Origin of the sequence: Cupriavidus phytorum (genome assembly GCF_003254285.1) — a bacterium.
Taxonomy (GTDB): domain Bacteria; phylum Pseudomonadota; class Gammaproteobacteria; order Burkholderiales; family Burkholderiaceae; genus Cupriavidus; species Cupriavidus phytorum.
Map to the genome: position 1 here is coordinate 309,357 of NZ_QKZN01000002.1, position 19,429 is coordinate 328,785.

15 protein-coding genes are annotated in these 19,429 nt (G+C 68.3%); 11 read left to right on the forward strand and 4 right to left on the reverse strand.

Annotated elements, in window-relative coordinates; genetic code table 11:
- Positions 1-32: 32 nt before the first annotated feature.
- From rnr to C7416_RS06855, 3 genes are all read left to right on the forward strand, one after another.
- A complete protein-coding gene (gene rnr / locus C7416_RS06845) occupies positions 33-2,627 on the forward strand; it encodes a ribonuclease R (RefSeq protein WP_111517722.1) in 2,595 nt (864 codons plus the stop codon).
- An 89-nt stretch (positions 2,628-2,716) separates the two neighbouring features.
- On the forward strand, positions 2,717-3,460 hold the full coding sequence (rlmB, locus tag C7416_RS06850) for a 23S rRNA (guanosine(2251)-2'-O)-methyltransferase RlmB (RefSeq protein WP_012353149.1): 744 nt from the start codon (positions 2,717-2,719) through the stop codon (positions 3,458-3,460).
- Between the two features lie 4 nt (positions 3,461-3,464).
- The gene (locus C7416_RS06855; protein ID WP_111517723.1) at positions 3,465-4,232 is read left to right on the forward strand and encodes an SIR2 family NAD-dependent protein deacylase; all 768 of its coding nucleotides are present in this window, start codon (positions 3,465-3,467) and stop codon (positions 4,230-4,232) included.
- 33 nt (positions 4,233-4,265) lie between these two features.
- On the opposite strand, the gene tal is transcribed toward C7416_RS06855, so the two are convergent.
- Positions 4,266-5,225, reverse strand: coding sequence for a transaldolase (gene tal, locus C7416_RS06860; RefSeq protein WP_111517724.1), 960 nt, complete (start codon positions 5,223-5,225; stop codon positions 4,266-4,268).
- A 169-nt stretch (positions 5,226-5,394) separates the two neighbouring features.
- Here tal and rpiA point away from each other — a divergent pair, with 169 nt between their 5' ends.
- Positions 5,395-6,081 carry a ribose-5-phosphate isomerase RpiA gene (gene rpiA, locus C7416_RS06865; protein ID WP_111517725.1) on the forward strand — a complete coding sequence of 229 codons (687 nt, stop codon included), beginning with the start codon at positions 5,395-5,397 and terminating at the stop codon, positions 6,079-6,081.
- Between the two features lie 83 nt (positions 6,082-6,164).
- Here rpiA and C7416_RS06870 read toward each other — a convergent pair whose 3' ends face one another.
- Positions 6,165-6,437 (reverse strand): oxidative damage protection protein, encoded by a 273-nt coding sequence (locus C7416_RS06870; RefSeq protein ID WP_018007757.1) that lies wholly within the window; start codon positions 6,435-6,437, stop codon positions 6,165-6,167.
- Positions 6,438-6,535: 98 nt separating this feature from the next.
- Positions 6,536-7,999 (reverse strand): amino-acid N-acetyltransferase, encoded by a 1,464-nt coding sequence (argA, locus tag C7416_RS06875; RefSeq protein ID WP_111517726.1) that lies wholly within the window; start codon positions 7,997-7,999, stop codon positions 6,536-6,538.
- Positions 8,000-8,022: 23 nt separating this feature from the next.
- On the opposite strand from argA, the gene hrpA reads away from it, so the two are divergent.
- The 6 genes from hrpA (at position 8,023) to C7416_RS06905 (ending at position 16,954) form a co-directional block, all read left to right on the forward strand.
- A complete protein-coding gene (gene hrpA, locus C7416_RS06880) occupies positions 8,023-12,069 on the forward strand; it encodes an ATP-dependent RNA helicase HrpA (RefSeq protein ID WP_111517727.1) in 4,047 nt (1,348 codons plus the stop codon).
- A gap of 142 nt (positions 12,070-12,211) precedes the next feature.
- Positions 12,212-13,198: a YVTN family beta-propeller repeat protein gene (locus C7416_RS06885; protein ID WP_111517728.1), complete on the forward strand. Its 987-nt coding sequence runs from the start codon at positions 12,212-12,214 to the stop codon at positions 13,196-13,198.
- 24 nt (positions 13,199-13,222) lie between these two features.
- Positions 13,223-14,071 carry a polysaccharide deacetylase family protein gene (locus tag C7416_RS06890; RefSeq protein ID WP_181461162.1) on the forward strand — a complete coding sequence of 283 codons (849 nt, stop codon included), beginning with the start codon at positions 13,223-13,225 and terminating at the stop codon, positions 14,069-14,071.
- Positions 14,071-15,045 (forward strand): sterol desaturase family protein, encoded by a 975-nt coding sequence (locus tag C7416_RS06895; protein ID WP_111517729.1) that lies wholly within the window; start codon positions 14,071-14,073, stop codon positions 15,043-15,045. The genes C7416_RS06890 and C7416_RS06895 overlap by 1 nt, the downstream gene beginning before the upstream one ends.
- A 184-nt stretch (positions 15,046-15,229) precedes the next feature.
- The gene (locus C7416_RS06900; RefSeq protein ID WP_111517730.1) at positions 15,230-16,117 is read left to right on the forward strand and encodes an EI24 domain-containing protein; all 888 of its coding nucleotides are present in this window, start codon (positions 15,230-15,232) and stop codon (positions 16,115-16,117) included.
- A 12-nt stretch (positions 16,118-16,129) separates the two neighbouring features.
- On the forward strand, positions 16,130-16,954 hold the full coding sequence (locus tag C7416_RS06905; RefSeq protein ID WP_111517731.1) for a competence/damage-inducible protein A: 825 nt from the start codon (positions 16,130-16,132) through the stop codon (positions 16,952-16,954).
- Positions 16,955-17,020: 66 nt separating this feature from the next.
- On the opposite strand, the gene C7416_RS06910 is transcribed toward C7416_RS06905, so the two are convergent.
- Positions 17,021-17,485, reverse strand: a complete 465-nt coding sequence (locus C7416_RS06910; RefSeq protein WP_092309185.1) for a rhodanese-like domain-containing protein — start codon at positions 17,483-17,485, stop codon at positions 17,021-17,023.
- A gap of 493 nt (positions 17,486-17,978) precedes the next feature.
- On the opposite strand from C7416_RS06910, the gene C7416_RS06915 reads away from it, so the two are divergent.
- The gene (locus C7416_RS06915; RefSeq protein ID WP_062800560.1) at positions 17,979-19,394 is read left to right on the forward strand and encodes a 3-hydroxylaminophenol mutase; all 1,416 of its coding nucleotides are present in this window, start codon (positions 17,979-17,981) and stop codon (positions 19,392-19,394) included.
- Positions 19,395-19,429: the final 35 nt, after the last annotated feature.

Genomic DNA, 19,429 nt, shown 5'->3' on the forward strand with positions numbered 1-19,429 from the left:
CGAGAATTTTGTCAAATAGTTTCCAGAAAAAATTGAATCAGAATAACTATCCGATCCCCAGCCGGGAAGAAATCCTGGGCGTGCTGAGAACGTCGGGATCCCCCCAGTCGGCAGGCGATATCGCCAAGGCGCTGGCGGTCACGCGCAAGGAGCATGACGGCTTCCAGAAGCGCCTGGCCGCGATGGAGCGCGACGGCCAGATCGAACTCAACCGCAAGGGCCGCTACGAGCTGGCGCACCAGCCCAACTTCGTCACCGGCCGGGTGCAGGGCCACCGCGATGGCTTCGGCTTCCTGATCCGCGACGACGGCGAGGACGATATCTTCCTGCCCGAGCGCGAGCTGCAGAAGGCCATGCACAACGACCGCGCCCAGGTGCGCGTGGTCGGCTACGACCGGCGCGGGCGCCCCGAGGGCCAGATCGTCGAGATCATCGAGCGCGCCAACCGCTATGTCATCGGCCGCCTGCTCAGCGAGGGCGGCGTGCTGGTGGTCGCGCCCGAAGACAAGCGCATCAGCCAGGACATCCTGATCCCGCCCAAGGCGCAGGGCAAGGCCCGGGTGGGGCAGGTGGTCAGCGTCGAGCTGACCGAATTCCCCGACCGCTATGTGCAGCCGGTGGGCCGCGTGGTGGAAGTGCTGGGCGAGATCGACGATCCCGGCATGGAAATCGAGATCGCGGTGCGCAAGTACGGCGTGCCGCACCAGTTTTCGCCGGCCGCCGCCCAGGAAGCCGCGGGGCTGCCCGATGAGGTGCGCCAGGCCGACCTGGACCATCGCATCGACCTGCGCGACATCCCGCTGGTCACCATCGACGGCGAAGACGCGCGCGACTTCGACGACGCAGTCTATTGCGAGCCGGTCAAGATCGGCCGCGCCAAGGGCTGGCGCCTGATCGTGGCGATCGCCGACGTGTCGCACTATGTGCGTCCGGGCACGCCGCTCGATGCCGACGCGCTCGACCGCGCCACCTCGGTGTATTTCCCGCGGCGCGTGATCCCGATGCTGCCGGAGAAGCTGTCCAACGGGCTGTGCTCGCTCAATCCGCAAGTGGACCGGCTGTGCATGGTGTGCGACGCCGTGATCACCGCCAAGGGCGAGCTCAAGGGCTACCAGTTCTATCCGGCGGTGATGCACTCGACGGCGCGGCTGACCTACAACGAGGTCTGGGCGGTGCTGTCCAACACCAAGGGCCCCGAGGCGCACAAGCGCAGCGAGCTGGTGCCGCACCTGCAGAACCTGTACGAGCTGTTCCAGGTCCTGCTCAAGGCGCGGCGCGCGCGCGGCGCGATTGACTTCGACACTACCGAGACCTATATCGTCTGCAATGCGCAGGGCAAGATCGAGCAGATCCTGCCGCGCACGCGCAACGACGCGCACCGGCTGATCGAGGAATGCATGCTGACCGCCAACGTGTGCGCGGCCGATTTCCTCGAGCGCTTCAAGCACCCGGCGCTGTACCGCATCCATGCCGGCCCCAGCGACGAGAAGCTGAAGAACCTGCGCGACTTCCTGCGTACCGCCGGCCTGTCGCTGGGCGGTGGCGACAAGCCGCAGGCGTCGGATTACGCCGAGGTGATGGACAAGATCAAGTCCCGCCCCGACGCGCCGATGCTGCAGACCATGCTGCTGCGCTCGATGCAGCAGGCGGTGTACAGCCCCGACAATATCGGCCACTTCGGCCTGGCGTACGAGGCCTACGCGCACTTCACCAGTCCGATCCGCCGCTATCCCGACCTGCTGGTGCACCGCGCGATCAAGGCGGTGCTGGCGCACACCAAGTACCAGCCGGCCTTTGCCCACGGCACCGAGCTGAATACCGCGATCTCGCCGAAGGCGCGCAGGCTGCAGGCCAAGGACGCCGAGCAGAAAGCCGAGCTGACCGCGGCGCGCGCGCGCCGCAACGAGGCCATCTGGGACGAGCTGGGCCTGCACTGCTCGGCCAACGAGCGCCGCGCCGACGAGGCCTCGCGCGATGTCGAGGCCTGGCTCAAGTGCTACTTCATGCGCGACAAGCTCGGCAGCGACTATGCCGGCACCGTCAGCGCCGTGACCTCGTTCGGCATCTTCGTGCAGCTCGACGAGCTGTACGTGGAGGGTCTGGTCCACGTGACCGAGCTGGGCAGCGACTACTTCCAGTACGACGAGGCCCGCAACGAGCTGCGCGGCGAGCGCACCGGCATCCGCTACCGGCTCACCGACCGCGTGCGCGTGCAGGTGTCGCGCGTAGACCTGGATGCGCGCAAGATCGATTTCCGCCTGGTGCAGGAGCCGTCGGCGAAAACGCTGCGCGCGCGCGTGACGGGGGCCGAGACCCAGCCGCGCGTGCCGGCCGCGCACGCGGTGCCGGCGCGCAAGAAGGGCCGCCAGCTGGCGGCGCTGCTGGGCGGTTCGTCCAAGCCGGAAGAGTCATTCGACGAGACCCTGGACCGGGTGATCGAAGAGCAACCGGTGTTCGAGGCGGTGATCACGCCGCTCAAGCCGCACCTGAAGACCGGCAAGCCGGGCAAGCGCGCCGCCAAGCCCAAGCCCGCGCACCTGGAAAAGCCGCGCAAGCCGGCGTCCAAGGCGCGGCCGGCCAAGCCGGCGGGCAAGACCGCCGCCAAGCGCACGCCGCGCAAGCGCTAGCGGACCGGCGTTGGATTGGCGTTGGATTGCCGTCGGGTTGCCGTCCCTGCGCACGCGGGGACGGCGGCCGGGCGGGTACAATCGCGCCCATGGCTAAACAAAAACTCCTGATCGGCTTTCACGCCGTGACCGCGCGCCTGCGGCAAGATCCCAAGGGCGTGTCCGACATCTACATCGAATCCGCCCGCCGCGACCGGCGCATGCAGGACTTCGTGCGCCTGGCCGAAAGCCTGGGTGTGCGCCTGCATCCGGTCGATGCCGAGCGCCTGCGCGGCATGGCCGGCACCGACCGCCACCAGGGCGTGGTGGCGCGTGCCGAAGACGTGGCGCTGGCGCTGAACCTGGACGAACTGCTCGACGGCATCGAAGGCACGCCGCTGCTGCTGGTGCTGGACGGCGTTACCGACCCGCACAACCTGGGCGCCTGCCTGCGCGTGGCCGACGGTGCCGGCGCGCACGCCGTGATCGCGCCCAAGGACCGCAGCGTCGGCCTGAACGCCACCGTGGCCAAGGTCGCCAGCGGCGCGGCCGAGACCGTGCCCTATATCACCGTGACCAACCTGGCCCGCACCCTGCGTGAACTGCAGGAGCGCGGCATCTGGGTGATCGGCACCGCCGACGGCACCGAGAAGTCGCTGTACGACATCGATTTCAAGGGCCCGACCGCGATCGTGATGGGCGCCGAAGGCGAGGGCATGCGCCGCCTGACGCGCGAGACCTGCGACGAGCTGGTCGGCATCCCGATGGCCGGCGGCGTGGAAAGCCTGAACGTGTCGGTGGCCAGCGGCGTGTGCCTGTACGAGGCCGTGCGCCAGCGGCGCCTGCCGCGCTGAGACCATGGCCGACGATTCCCGTCTGCCGGCACTCCCGGGGCTCGAGGAAGCGCGTCGGCTGATCGAGGGCGCCAGCAATATCTTCGTGCTGACCGGTGCCGGTATTTCCGCCGAGTCCGGCGTGCCGACCTTCCGCGACGCCATGACCGGGCTGTGGGAACAGTTCGACCCGGAAGAGCTGGCCAGCGAAGCGGCCTACCGCCGCCAGCCGGCGCTGGTGTGGCAGTGGTACCAGCACCGGCGCGAACTGGTGGCCGCGGTGCATCCCAATCCGGCGCACCACGCGCTGGTGGCGCTGGCCGCGCGGAAAGCGGTCACGCTGGTGACGCAGAATGTCGACGGCCTGCACCAGCGCGCCGGCAGCGCCGGCGTGGTCGAGCTGCACGGCAACCTGTTCGCCAACAAGTGGCTCGACGGCTGCGGCCGCTGCAGCGAGGCCACCGCGCTGCCCGGCATGCCGCCGCGCTGCAACCTGTGCGGCGCGCTGATGCGGCCGGGCGTGGTGTGGTTCGGCGAAGACCTGCCGCGCGTGGCGCGCTACCGCGCCGAGCATGCGGCGCAGACCTGCGACCTGTGCCTGGTGGTCGGCACCTCGGGGCTGGTGTACCCGGCGGCGGGGCTGCCGGGCGTGGCGCGCGAGCATGGCGCGCCGGTGATCGTGGTCAATCCGCAGCCGTCGGCGCTGGACCAGACCGCGGACATCGTGCTGTCGGCCGCGGCCGGCGCCTGCCTGCCGCGGCTGTGGCCGCAGCCGGCGCCATCGGCCGGCTGAAGCGAGGAGAAGCGCGCTGGCGCGCCGCAGTGCTTATTGCTGCGCCAGCCCGGCGATCAGCTTCTCGAGCTTGACCGCATCCGCCGCGAACAGTCGGATGCCTTCGGCCAGCTTTTCCGTCGCCATCGCGTCTTCGTTGAGCTGCCAGCGGAACGACGGCTCGTCGGCGGTGATGCGGGCGATATTGGCGGCCTGGGCCTGGTCCACCGACAGCTTGTGCGCCACCTGGCCCTCGCCGCCGGCGAGCTGCTCGAGCAGTTCAGGGCTGATGGTGAGCAGGTCGCAGCCGGCCAGCGACAGGATCTGCGCGGTGCTGCGGAAGCTGGCGCCCATGACCTCGGTGGGATAGCCGAACTTCTTGTAGTAGTCGTAGATCTGGCGCACCGAGCGCACGCCGGGATCGTTGTCACCGCCGTTGGCGGCCGCGTCCCATTGCTCGCCCGCCTGCTTCTTGTACCAGTCGAAGATGCGGCCGACGAACGGCGAGATCAGCTGCGCGCCGGCCTCGGCGCAGGCCACCGCCTGCACCAGCGAGAACAGCAGCGTCATGTTGCAGCGGATGCCGTCGCGCTGCAGGATCTCGGCGGCGCGGATGCCCTCCCAGGTGGAGGCGATCTTGATCAGCACGCGCTCGCGCGCGATGCCGCGCTGCTCGTACAGCTGGATCAGGTGGCGCGCCTTGTTCACGGTGGCGGTGGTGTCGAACGACAGGCGCGCGTCGACCTCGGTCGAGACCCGGCCCGGCACGATCGCCAGGATCTCGCAGCCGAACGCGATCAGCACTTCATCCATGACCGCGTCGACGCCGCCGTTGCCGTGGTGGTCCTGCACCGCGCGCTCCAGCAGGTGGCGGTATTCGGGTTTCTGCACCGCCTTCAGGATCAGCGACGGATTGGTGGTCGCGTCCTGCGGCGTGTACTGCTTCATCAGCTGGAAGTCGCCGGTATCGGCCACCACCGTGGTGAACTGCCTGAGTTGTTCGAGCTGGTTCATGGTCGCTAGGTCGTCTGCTTGAGCGTCTGCAAAAAGCGTTCGCGGGCTGTGAGGGGCGCATGCGGCACCGGTGCGGTCCATTGTACCTGCGCGGTCGCCACCGCTCGCGCGTCGCGCCACCGCAATCCGCTACACTACGCCTTTCCCCCAACGCAATCTGGCTGTTGTCATGACTCAGGATGAACTCAAGGCGCTGGTCGCGCAAGCCGCCGCCGACTACGTGAAGCAGGAAGTGCCCGAAGGGGCCGTGCTCGGCGTGGGCACCGGCTCCACCGCCAACCTCTTCATCGACGCCGTGGCGGCGTTCAAGGAGCGCTTCGCGGGTGCGGTGTCGAGCTCCGAGGCTTCGACGCGGCGCCTGCAGCAGCACGGCTTCAAGGTGCTGGACCTGAACGAGGTCGACGAGATCCCGGTGTATGTCGACGGCGCCGACGAGATCGATGCCAGCGGTGCCATGGTCAAGGGCGGCGGCGGGGCGCTGACGCGCGAGAAGATCGTCGCCTCGGTGGCCAAACGCTTTGTCTGCATCGCCGACGGCAGCAAGCTGGTGCAGACCATGGGCGCCTTCCCGCTGCCGGTCGAGGTGGTGCCGATGGCACGTGCCGCGGTGGCGCGCAAGCTGCAGGCCCTGGGCGGCCAGCCGCGCCTGCGCATGACCAAGGAAGGCGGCATCTACAAGACCGACAACGGCAACGTGATCCTCGACGTGGCCGGCCTGAAGATCGACGATCCGCGCGGCCTGGAGCAGACCGTCAACCAGGTGCCCGGCGTGGTCACGGTGGGCCTGTTCGCGCTGCGCGGCGCCGACGTGCTGCTGCTCGGCACCGGCGACGGCGTGCAGCGCACGGACTACTGAACGCACGGCCCGGCGCCCGCGCGCGCCACCAAGCAAAATGGGGTGCCTCGGGCACCCCATTTTTCATGATCCCAAGATCCGGATCAGGACTGCGGCGGCACGTAGCCCTGAGCCTGGTCGGCGCCTTCGCCGAAGAAGTACTTCTCGGTCTGCTTGAGCAGGTACTGGCGCGCACGCGCATCGGCCATGTTCAGGCGGTTTTCGTTGATCAGCATGGTCTGGTGCTTGAGCCAGCCGGCCCAGGCTTCCTTGGACACGTTCTGCCAGATCTTCTTGCCCAGTTCGCCGGGCAGCGGCGGGAAGTCGAGACCTTCGGCTTCCTTGTTCAGCTTGATGCAATGGACCGTGCGGGCCATGGGGACTCCTTGGTATGTTCGTGAGAGCTTCGGCGCTGGCGCTATTGTAGCCAAGCGGGGCGGCGCGCCGCGGCGCGGCGGCGATTGTCCCTACGCCGTCACAGCTTTTTCATCAGCACCATCGACTTGCGCTGCCAGTTGTAGAGCTTGCGCTTGTCCTCGGGCAGGTCGTCGACCGTGGCGTGGACGAAGCCGCGCTTGAGGAACCAGTGCTCGGTGCGGGTGGTGAGCACGAACAGCCGCTCCAGCCCGAGCGCGCGAGCGCGGCGCTCGATGCGCTTGAGCAGGCGCTCGCCGTCGCCGGTGCCCTGGGCCTCGGGCGACACCGTCAGGCACGCCATCTCGCCCATGTTCTCGCGCGGGTAGTCGTATAGCGCGGCGCAGCCGAACAGCACGCCGTCGTGCTCGATCACCGAGAAGTTGCCGATATCGCGCTCGATCAGGTGGCGCCCGCGTGGCACCAGCGTGCCGTCCTGCTCCAGTGGCGCGATCAGCTGCACGATGCCGCCGACGTCGTCGAGCGTGGCCTCGCGCAGGCTTTCCAGGTCGGTGTCGGACAGCATGGTGCCGACGCCGTCGTGCAGGAACAGTTCCAGCAGCACTGCGCCGTCGAGCGAGTAGGGGATCAGGTGCGCGCGCGGCACGCCGCCCTTGAGCGCCTTGACCAGGTGCTGCAGGTAATTGGCCACGTCTGGCGGCAGGTGGTTGTTCTGCAGCCGCTCGACCGCGGTGCGCAGCGACATTTCCTGCATCATCTTGCCGACCGGGTCGGGCACGCCCGGCACCTCGGTGATGAAGATCAGCTTGTCGGCCTTGAGCGCGGTGGCGGTGGCACTGGCCACGTCTTCCATCGACAGGTTGAAGGCCTGGCCGGTGGGCGAGAAGCCCAGCGGCGACAGCAGCACCACCTTGCCGTGCGACAGCGACATGCGCACGGACTCGGCGTCGATCTTGCGCACCAGCCCGGTGTGCTGGTAGTCGGTGCCGTTGACGATGCCGACCGGGCGCGCGGTGACGAAGTTGCCGGAGATCACCGACAGTTGCGCGCCGGCCATCGGCGTGTTGGGCAGGCCCTGGCTGAACGCAGCCTCGATGTCCAGGCGCAGTTCGCCGGCGGCTTCCTTGGCGCATTCGAGCGCGGCATTGTCGGTGACGCGCACGCCGTCGACGAACTGCGACTCGACATGGCGCAGCGCCAGCTGCTCTTCCACCTGCGGACGCGAGCCGTGCACCAGCACGATCTGCATGCCCATCGCGTGCAGCAGCGCGACATCGTTGACCAGCGCATTCAGCACGCCCGACTTGACCAGCTCGCCGGCGAAGGCGATCACGAAGGTCTTGCCGCGGAAGGCGTGGATATACGGCGCCACCATGCGCAGCCAGTCGACGAACTGCTGGTGGTCGGGGCCGCTGCGATCGGGATCGGCCGTGACCGGCACGGGAGAGGTCGGGGCGGGGGCGGGGAGCTCGGCCGCGGCGGGTGGCTCCGCCTGCGCCGGCGCGGCCGGGGTGGTGGGAGCGGAGGCAGGCGCCGTCTGCGGCGCGTCGGTTCTGGCGTTCATGCCGCGGATTATAATCCCGGCCAATGTCAGAACAACGCCCCGTCAAGCCCAAACCACCGGTGTCGCCGCGCCAGCGCGCCGGTGCCGGCCAGCCTGCTTCCTCCACCCAGTCCCGTCCGGCGCCCGGTCCGGCCCGGCCGCAGCAGGCCGGCCCGGCAAGGCCGGCCGGTGCGCGGCCCGCGGCCGAGGGCGGCCAGCGCCAGCCTCGCGGCGCACGTCCGCCGCGGCCACCGCGCCCGGTCAACCCGCTGCCGCCGATCACCTTCCCCGAAGCCCTGCCGGTATCGACGCGCCGCGACGAGATCGCCGCGGCGCTGCTGGCCAACCAGGTGGTGATCGTGTCCGGCGAGACCGGGTCCGGCAAGACCACGCAGCTGCCCAAGATCTGCCTGTCGATCGGGCGCGGTCCCGGCCGCGAGGGCGGGGGGCTGATCGGCCACACCCAACCGCGGCGCATCGCGGCCACCTCGACCGCCAAGCGCATCGCGCAGGAGCTGGGCACGCCATTGGGCGAGCACGTGGGCTACCAGGTGCGCTTCAACGACACCATGTCGTCGGGCGCGTCGGTCAAGCTGATGACCGACGGCATCCTGCTCGCCGAAACCCAGAACGACCCGCTGCTGCGCGCCTACGACACGCTGATCATCGACGAGGCGCACGAGCGCAGCCTCAACATCGACTTCCTGATCGGCTACCTGCGCCAGATCCTGCCCAAGCGGCCCGACCTGAAGGTGATCATCACCTCGGCCACCATCGACGCGCAGCGCTTTGCCCAGCATTTCGCCACGGGCGACAAGCCGGCGCCGGTGATCGAGGTCAGCGGCCGGCTGTACCCGGTGGAGGTGCGCTACCGCCCGATCGCCGACGACGCGCCCGCCGCCGGCGCGCCGCGCAGCCCGCAGGCGCGCGAGCGCGACCTGTACGACGGCATCGTCGATGCCGTCGACGAGCTGTGCCGCGCTGGCCCCGGCGACGTGCTGGTGTTCCTGCCCGGCGAGCGCGAGATCCGCGAGGCCGCCGAGGCGCTGCGCAAGCACCACCCGCCGCATACCGAGATCCTGCCGCTGTTCGCGCGGCTGTCGGTGCAGGAGCAGGAGCGGGTGTTCAGGCCGTCGAATGCGCGCCGCATCGTGCTGGCGACCAACGTCGCCGAAACCTCGCTGACGGTGCCGGGCATCCGCTACGTGGTCGATACCGGGCTGGCGCGCGTCAAGCGCTATTCGTACCGCAACAAGGTCGAGCAGCTGCAGGTCGAGGCGATCTCGCAGGCCGCCGCCAACCAGCGCGCCGGCCGCTGCGGCCGGGTCGCCAACGGGGTTTGCATCCGGCTGTACGAGGAGTCCGACTTCACCGGCCGGCCGCGCTTTACCGACCCTGAAATCCTGCGCTCGTCGCTGGCCGCGGTGATCCTGCGCATGAAGGCGCTGCGGCTGACCGATATCGAGTCGTTCCCGTTCATCGAGCCGCCGCTGGGCCGCGCGGTCGCTGACGGCTACCAGTTGCTGCAGGAGCTGGGCGCGGTCGACGACGCCAACCAGCTGACAGGCATCGGCCGCCAGCTGGCCAAGCTGCCGCTCGACCCGCGCGTGGCGCGCATGATCCTGGCCGCGCGCGAGCACCAGTGCCTGCGCGAGGTGCTGATCATCGCCAGCGCGCTGTCGGTGCAGGACCCGCGCGACCGCCCGCAGGAGGTGCAGGAAGCCGCCGACCAGGCCCACCGCAAGTTCATGGACGAGAAGTCCGAGTTCCTGGGCTGGGTCCGGCTGTGGAAGTGGTTCGAGGACGCGGTCGCGCACAAGAAGTCCAACCGCCAGCTGCAGGACCAGTGCCGCGCGCACTTCCTGTCGCACCTGCGGCTGCGCGAATGGCGCGACGTGCATTCCCAGCTGCTGACCACGGTGACCGAGCAGGGCTGGCGCCTGAACGACAGCGAGCCGACCTACGAGCAGGTGCACAAGGCCCTGCTGACCGGCCTGCTCGGCAACGTCGGCTGCCGCATCGAGGACGGCGACGGCAAGGGCCGCGAGTACCTGGGCGCGCGCGGCATCAAGTTCCACCTGTGGCCGGGCTCGCTGATCGCGCGCAAGGTCGGGCGCTGGGTGGTCGCGGCCGAACTGGTCGAGACCAGCCGGCTGTTCGCGCGCACGCTGGCGCGCATCGAGCCCGAATGGCTCGAGCAGGTGGGCCGCCACCTGCTCAAGGTCAGCTGGAGCGATCCGCACTGGGAGAAGAAGGCCGGCCAGGTGCTGGCGCTGGAGCGCGCCACGCTGTACGGGCTGGTGGTCTACCAGCACCGCCGCGTGCACTACGGCCCGATGAACCCGCGCGAGGCGCGCGAGCTGTTTATCCGCCGCGCGCTGGTCGAGGGCGAGTTCGACACGCGCCTGGCGTTCTACGCGCACAACCAGCGCCTGGTGCGCGAGATCGAGAACCTGGAGCACAAGTCGCGGCGCCAGGACGTGCTGGTCGACGATGAGCTGATCTACGCCTTCTACGACCGTGCGATCCCGGCCGACATCTGCCAGCAGGCCGCGTTCGAGCAGTGGTACCAGGCCGAGAGCGCGCAAGACCGCAAGCTGCTGTACCTGAACCGCGACGAGCTGATGCGGCACGAGGCCGCCGGCATCACCACCGACCTGTTTCCCAAGACCATGGCCGTGGCCGGCGTGGACATGGGCCTGACCTACCATTTCGAGCCGGGCAGCCACCGCGACGGCGTGACCCTGACCGTGCCGCTGTATGCGCTCAACCAGGTGCGCCCCGAGCGTGCCGACTGGCTGGTGCCGGGCATGATCAAGGAGAAGGTGCACCTGCTGCTCAAGTCGCTGCCGCAGAAGCTGCGCCGCCACTGCGTGCCGCTGCCGGACTATGCCGCCGGCTTCGTCGCGCGCCAGCCGTTTGGCGAAGGCGAGCTGCTGGACGTGCTGATCGCAGATATCCGCGAGCAGACCGGCACCATGGTGCGGCGTGCCGACTTCAAGCTGGAAACGCTGCCCGCGCACCACGCGATGAACTTCAAGGTGATCGACGAGCACGGGCGTCAGCTCGACATGGGCCGCAACCTGGCCCAGCTGCGCGCCGAGCTGGGCGGCCAGGCGCAGCAGTCGTTCCAGCGCGTGGCGGCGCAGGCCGCGGCGCAGGCCGCCACCCAGGCCCCGGGGCAGTCACCGGAACAGGCGCCGGCGCTGGCCGCGGCGGAGCCTGGCAAGTACGAGGGCCTGACCGGCTGGAGCTTCGGCGAGCTGCCGGAGCTGCTCGAGATCCGCAAGGGCAGCCAGACCCTGTTCGGCTATCCGGCGCTGGTCGACCGCGGCACGCACTGCGATGTCGAGGTCTTCGACGACCCGCAGGAAGCGGCCCGCATCCACCACCTGGGTTTGCGCCGGCTGTTCGCGCTGCAGTTGCGCGAGCAGGTCAAGTTCATCGAGAAGAACATCCCCGGGCTGCAGCAGATGGCGATGCAGTACATGACGCTGGGCACGCAGGAGATGCTGCGCGAGCAGATCGTGATGCTGGCGCTGGAGCGCGCCTGCATGCAGGCGCCGCTGCCGCGCAACGACCCCGAGTTCAATGCCCGCAAGGACGAGGGCCGTACCCGGCTGTCGCTGCTGGCGCAGGAAATCGCGCGGCTGGCGGGCGCCATCCTGGCCGAATACGCCGGGCTGCCGCGCAAGCTGCTGCAGGCCAAGCCGTTCCCCGGCGCCCATGCGGACATGGAGGCCCAGCTCGGCCGGCTGATGGGCAAGCGCTTTATCGACGAAACCCCGTACACGCAGCTGGTCCATTTCCCGCGCTACCTGAAGGGCATCGCCATGCGCGTCGACAAGCTCAAGGGCGATCCGGCCCGCGACAGCCAGCGCATGCAGGAGATGGCGCCGCTGGTGCAGCAGTGGCAGCGGGCCGAGAAGCAGTTGCGCACCCAGGGCCGCGGCGGCGAGGATGCGCGGCTGGAGGAATTCCGCTGGATGCTGGAAGAGCTGCGCATCGCGCTGTTCGCCCAGGAACTGCGCACGCCGGTGCCAATGTCGGTCAAGCGGCTGCAGAAGGTGTGGGAATCGATGCAGCGCTGAGGGCCGCGTGCCGGCATGGCGGTAAATGGTCGTGCCGGCGCAACAATCTGCCAAATACTTGTCTACCGCCAGCCGCGACGTCAGCGGAATTAGCCGGCCAAACGTTAGAATCGCCGATTCAGTTCTTCTGGTAGCGGGTCTTATGTTCGCATTGCGGCGGTGGGTGGCTGGTGGGATCACGGTAGGCGCGTTCGCGCTGGGCCTGATGGTGGTTCCGGCTCGGGCGGAGGTGGTGGTGATCCTCAATTCGGGTGATGCCACCGTCACGCTGATCGACAAGGACACGCAGAAGGTGCTCGAGACCTTCCCGATCGGCAAAGAGCCCCACCACCTGATTGCCACGCCCGACGACAAGTCGCTGATCGTCGCCAATGCGGTCGGCAACGACCTGGTCTTCCTGGATCCGGTCAGCGGCAAGGTCCAGCAGCGCGTGGCCAATATCGACGACCCGTACCAGATCGGCTTCTCGCCGGATCAGAAGTGGTTTGTCGCCACCGGCAACCGGCTCGACCGCGTCGACGTGTACCGCTGGGACGGGAAGGCGCTGAAGCTGGCCAAGCAGTATCCGCTGGCCAAGACCCCCAGCCATATCGCCTTTACCGCCGACAGCCGCATCGCCTTCATCACGCTGCAGGATTCCAATGAAGTGGCCGCCATCGACCTGGTCACGCAGAACGTGATGTGGCGCATGGAAACCGGTTCGGCGCCGGCGGGGATCTGGGTCACGCCCGACCAGAAATACCTGCTGGTCGGCATGACCGGCGCCGACTACGTGGCTGTGATCGACTGGCGCACCCGCACCGTGGTCAAGCAGATCCAGACCGGCAAGGGCGCGCACAACTTCCGCGCCGTCGGCGACCGGCGCCACCTGTTCCTCAGCAACCGCGTCACCGGCAGCATCAGCATCATCGACCAGCAGACGCTGAGCAAGGTCGGCGACATCACCGGCCTGCCACCGGGCCCGGACGACATGGAACTGACCGCCGACGGCAAGACCCTGTGGGTGACGTTCCGTTGGGCGCGCTCGGTCGGGCTGGTCGACGTCGCCAGCCGCAAGCTGGTCAAGACCGTGCGGGTCGGGCGCTCGCCGCACGGCATCTATTTCCGCACGCGCGCGCCGCTGTACTGAGGCAAAGCGGGCAGGGCTGGGACCATGGCAAGGATCAGGGGATTGCGCTCCGCGACGATCAACAAGTGGCTGGCCGCGCTGGTACTGGCGTGCGGCCTGCCGCTGGCGCAGCAGGCCGCTGCCGCGCCGGCAGCCAGGAGCTGCCCGGCCGGTACGCTCTACCTGACCTTCGACACCGGCAGCATGAGCCAGGCGCAGCTGATCGCCGACACCCTGCGGCGCCACCAGATCCGCGCCACCTTCTTCCTGGCCAACGAGCCGACGGTGCGCAAGGACGGTTCGCTCGACGCGTCGTGGGCCCCTTACTGGAAGTCGCTGGTGGCCGACGGCCACGCCTTCGGCACGCATACCTTCGACCATGTCTACCTGCGCAGCGTGCGCGCCGGCCAGGTCACCATGCGGCCGCAGTTCGGCGCACGGGCGGGCCAGGACGTGGCCATGGACCAGGCCGGCTTCTGCAAGGAATTGCGGCGCAGCGCCGAGGCGCTGCGCGCCATGACCGGTGCCGAGATGGTGCCGCTGTGGCGCGCCCCGGGCGGCCGCACCGCGCCGCAGACGCTGCAGTGGGCCGAGCAATGCGGCTACCGGCATGTCGGCTGGGCCCCGGCGGGCTTCCTCGGCGATGAGCTGTCGTCGCAGCGCTATCCCAATGCCGTGCTGCTGCAGCGCGCGCTGGCCGGCCTGCGCGACGGCGATATCGCCATGGCGCACCTGGGCATCTGGTCGCGCCAGGATCCGTGGGCGCCGGCGGTGCTCGAGCCGCTGCTCACCGGCCTCGAACGCAAGGGCTTCTGCTTCGCCACGCTGCGCGAACACCCGGCCTATCGCGACTGGATCGCGCGGCCCATCGGAACACAGGAGGGCGCACGCTGATGTGGGAGACACTGAACGGCTGGATCGGCCAGATCGAAGGCACGCTGTTCCAGGACGTGGTGCTGCCCGTGGTCTATGACCTGGGCTTCGGCCGCTACGCCGAGGAAGCGTTCACCGGCACCGAATGGCTGCTGGTGGGGCTGGTGCAGATCGCGGTGATGGCGCTGATCCTCGGACCGCTGGAGAAATGGCGCCCGGTCGAGGCCGTGGCCGACCGGGCCGCGATCCGCACCGACATCCTCTACACCGTGATCCATCGCCTGGGCCTGTTCCGGCTGGCGATGTTCTTCCTGCTGGCGCCGCTGACCGATGCGCTCGAAGGCCATCTGCGGCTGATGGGGTGGCACCGCATCAATGTGGAAGACTGGTGGCCGGGCGTGACCTCGGTGCCGCTGGTCAGCTTCTTTGTCTACCTGCTGCTGTTCGACCTGCTCGATTACTGGTACCACCGGCTGTCGCACTCGTTCCGCTGGTGGTGGCACCTGCATGCGGTGCACCACAGCCAGCGCCAGATGACGCTGTGGAGCGACAACCGCAACCATCTGCTCGACGACATGCTGCGCGACCTGGTGTTTGCGCTGGTGGCGCTGGGCGTGGGCGTGGAGCCGTCGCAGTATGTGCTGCTGGTGGCGCTGTCGCAGCTGCTGCAGAGCCTGCAGCATGCCAACCTGCGGCTGCATTTCGGCACTGTCGGTGAGCGGCTGCTGATTTCGCCGCGCTTCCACCGCACCCACCACGCGGTCGGCATCGGCCACGAAGCCGACGGTGCGCCGGCAAAGCTGGGCGGCTGCAACTATGGCGTGATCTTTCCCTGGTGGGACATGCTGTTCGGCACCGCGGTCTTCACCGAGACCTACCATCCCACCGGCATCCGCGACCAGCTGCCGCCGCCGGTGGGCAAGGGCCACGACTACGGCGCGGGCTTCCTGGCCCACCAGTGGTACGGCGTCAAGCGGCTGCTGCGGCTGCGTTAAAGGGGGCATTAGCGCTGCATTAGCCCGGCATTAGCGCTGCGCACAGCGGCGCCGGCGGCGCATTCGAGGCCATCCTCAAGCCGCGGCGGCCAGCGGCGTATGCTAGTGTTCCGGGTTGCCGCCGGCACGTCACCCCGCTGACCTGGCCGGCTCCCCGCGACTTTCCTGTTTTGCCTTCGACTGCATGAACGATATCTTCCGCTCGTTTGGCCGCGCGCTGGTCAGCCAGCTGCATCCGCGCATGCTGATGCTGACGGTGCTGCCTTTCGTCCTGGCCACGCTGCTGTGGGGCGGGCTGCTCTGGTGGGGCTGGGACCCCATCATGGGCGCCACGCGCAGCTTCCTGGAAAGCTCGGTGCTGACCAGCTGGATCTACAGCGCGCTCGACTGGTTCGGGCTGCAATCGCTGCGCTCGGTGGTGGCGCCGCTGTTCGTGGCGGCGCTGGCGATCCCGCTGGTGATCGCGTCGATGCTGATGTTTATCGGCGTGTTCTCGGTGCCGGCGGTGGTGCGGCACCTGGAGCGCAGCTACCCGGACCTGGCCAAGGCCCACGGCGGCAGCGTGCTGGGCAGCGTGTTCCATTCGCTCGGCAGCACCGTGGTGTTCCTGTCGCTGGTGCTGGTGACGCTGCCGCTATGGCTGATCCCGCCGTTCTTCGCGCTGATTCCGCCGGTGCTGTGGGGCTGGCTGACCTATCGCGTGATGACGTACGACGCGCTCGCCGACCACGCCAGCGCCGAGGAACGCAAGACCCTGGTGCGGCGCCACCGCACGCCGCTGCTGGTGATCGGCGTGGCGGTGGGGCTGCTGGGCTCGGCGCCGACGATACTGTGGGTGTCGTCGGCGGCGGTGATCTTCCTGTTCCCGTTCGTGCTGGCCGGCACGCTGTGGCTCTATGTGTTGATCTTTATCTTCTCGGCGCTGTGGTTCGGCCATTTCTGCCTGCGCGCGCTGGCGCAGCTGCGGGCCGAACGCGCCGCCGTGCCGGCCCAGCCGCCAACCGCGCCGTCGTCCGGCGGCGACGTCATCGAGCTGGCGCCGCACGACGTGCGCCGCATCGAAAACTCCTGAAGCGAGGGCAATATGGGTTTCGGCCTGATCGTCATTGGCGACGAGATTCTGTCCGGGCGGCGCGAAGACAAGCACCTGCGCCGCACCATCGAACTGCTGGTCGCGCGCGGCCTGGCGCTGGACTGGGCCGAGTACGTCGGCGACGACCGCGCCCGCATCACCGCCACGCTGCGGCGCACGCTGGCCGGCCCCGACGTGGTGTTCTGCACCGGCGGCATCGGCGCCACGCCGGACGACCACACGCGCCAGTGCGCGGCCGCGGCGCTGGGCGTGCCGCTGGTGCTGCATCCCGAAGCGCGCGAACTGATCGCGCTGCGCATCGCCGAGACCGCCGGCGGCGACCCGGCCAAGGGCGACCTGACCCTGCCGGAGAACCAGCACCGCTTCAAGATGGGCGAGTTCCCCGAGGGCGCGCGCATCATCCCCAACAGCTACAACCGCATCCCCGGCTTCTCGGTCGGCCACCATCACTTCATGCCCGGCTTTCCGGTGATGGCGTGGCCGATGATGGAGTGGGTGCTGGACCATGACTATGCGCACCTGTTCCACCAGGTGTCGCAGCAGGAGCGGGCCTTCTATGTGTTCGAGGCGCCGGAGTCGACGCTGACCCCGCTGATGGAAAAGGTCGAGGCCGCTCATCCGGGCATCCGCGTGTTCAGCCTGCCGTCGGTCGGCGACGTGCAGCGCGGCGACCGCTTCGCGCGCCGCCATATCGACCTGGGCGTCAAGGGCCCGGCCGAGCTGGTGGCCCCGGCCTATGCGATGCTGCTCGAAGGCGTGCAGGCGATGGGGTACGAGACCGTGGAGCAGCCGCCGCGGCAGGCGGCACCGGCCTAGACGTTCCAGCCGGCCAAAGAAAAGGGGCAGCGTTGGCTGCCCCTTTGCATTCAGGTCCGGGCGGAATCAGGCGCCATGCCAGGGCAGGCCGCGCACGCACCAGCCTTCGACGGTCTTGCGGTGGTGGTGATCGTCGCGGTTGCCCTCGAAACCTTCGAGCACGTCCATGGCGAAGTGGTAGCCGGCCTCGGTGGCCACCCGCGCCGCATGCTTGGAGCGCGCCGCGCTGCGGCACAGGAACAGCACCGGCACGTCCGACGGCACGCGTGCACGCAGTTCCTCGATAAAGCGCGCGTTCTGCGCGCCGCCCGGGTAGGACATCCATTCGACATGGGCGAACTGGGCATCCGGCACGTCTACGCCGCCGACCCAGTCCAGCTCGGCCTGCGTGCGCACGTCCACCAGCACGGCGGAAGGGTCGTTCTGCAGCAGGGCATAGGCTTCCTGCGGCGACAGCGCGCCGAAGTACGGCAACTGGTTTTGTTCCTGGCGCTGGCGGGCGGCCTGGAGGAGATCGTCTCGGGTGGTCATCGGCGTGACAAATTGAATGGGTGGAATCGTGGCGCAAGGGCCGCAACCCGTTATTCTATAGCGCCGCGCTTGCGGGGCGGTGGCTGCGCTGGCCGGGAGGGCCCGGAAAGCGCCGTCGCTGGGCAGGCACAGGGCAACACGGATCGATTTTGGTGCGGATGCACTAAGACGGTGCTTTGGCTTGCTGTTTGCACCATGATGGTGTTCCATGACGCTGGCAACCTTGCTTGCGCGTGTCGCGGGAGCGCCACATGGGCCCCCGGCCGGCCGGGAGGCGTTTTCGTTGCCGGCCAGCATGGTGCGCGATTCGCCGGAGTTGCACAATTTTCGGGCCCTGCGCCGCGTGGGACGTTTGGTTGGCACGCTTTCTGCTAACATCCGTCGTCCTTTCGCGGCGAGGCCAGTCAGGCGCGGCAACGATGCAGCGGCGCCGCTGGCGACAGTCCCAAGAATTGGCTTTCACAGACATTTGCCGAATACCCAGGAGATTGGCATGGCCCACAGCGTTGCAGACGTGATGAAGCTGGTGAAGGAAAACGACGTCAAATTCGTCGATTTCCGCTTCACCGATACCAAAGGCAAGGAGCAACACGTGTCCGTGCCCGTGTCGCACTTCGATGAAGACAAGTTCGAGAGCGGCCACGCTTTCGACGGCTCGTCGATCGCCGGCTGGAAGGGTATCGAAGCTTCGGACATGCTGCTGATGCCGGATTCGAACACGGCCCACATCGACCCGTTCTACGAAGAGCCGACGCTGGTGCTGTCGTGCGACGTGATCGAGCCGTCGGACGGCAAGGGCTATGACCGCGACCCGCGTTCGATCGCCAAGCGCGCCGAAGCGTACCTGAAGAGCACCGGCCTGGGCGACACCGCCTTCTTCGGTCCGGAACCCGAGTTCTTCATCTTCGACGGCGTGACCTGGAACGTCGACATGCAGGGCTGCTTCGTCAAGGTCCATTCCGAAGAAGCCCCGTGGTCGTCGTCGAAGGAATTCGAGCACGGCAACAGCGGCCACCGTCCCGGCAAGAAGGGCGGCTACTTCCCGGTCGCCCCGATCGACACCTTCCAGGACATGCGTTCGGAAATGTGCCTGATCCTGGAATCGCTGGGCATCCCGGTTGAAGTCCACCACCACGAAGTGGCGGGCCAGGGCCAGAACGAAATCGGCACCAAGTTCAGCACGCTGGTGCAGCGCGCCGACTGGACCCAGCTGCAGAAGTACGTGATCCAGAACGTGGCGCACACCTACGGCAAGACCGCCACCTTCATGCCGAAGCCCATCGTCGGCGACAACGGCTCGGGCATGCACGTGCACCAGTCGGTGTGGAAGGACGGCCAGAACCTGTTCGCGGGCAACGGCTACGCCGGCCTGTCGGAATTCGCGCTGTACTACATCGGCGGCATCATCAAGCACGCCCGCGCCCTGAACGCCATCACCAACCCGGGCACGAACTCGTACAAGCGCCTGGTGCCGGGCTTCGAGGCTCCGGTCAAGCTGGCCTACTCGGCCCGCAACCGTTCGGCTTCGATCCGTATCCCGTACGTGGCCAACCCGAAGGGCCGCCGCATCGAGACCCGTTTCCCGGATCCGCTGATGAACCCGTACCTGGGCTTCTCGGCGCTGCTGATGGCCGGCCTGGATGGCGTGATGAACAAGATCCACCCGGGCGAAGCCGCCGACAAGAACCTGTACGACCTGCCGCCGGAAGAGGATGCAAAGATCCCGACCGTCTGCTCGAGCCTGGACCAGGCACTCGAGTACCTGGACAACGACCGCGAGTTCCTGACCCGTGGCGGCGTGTTCTCGAATTCGATGATCGATGCCTACATCGAACTGAAGATGGAAGAAGTCACGCGTTTCCGCATGACCACGCACCCGGTCGAGTTCGAGATGTACTACTCGCTGTAAGCAGCCCGTGCCCGGCCATGACGCAGGTTGTGACC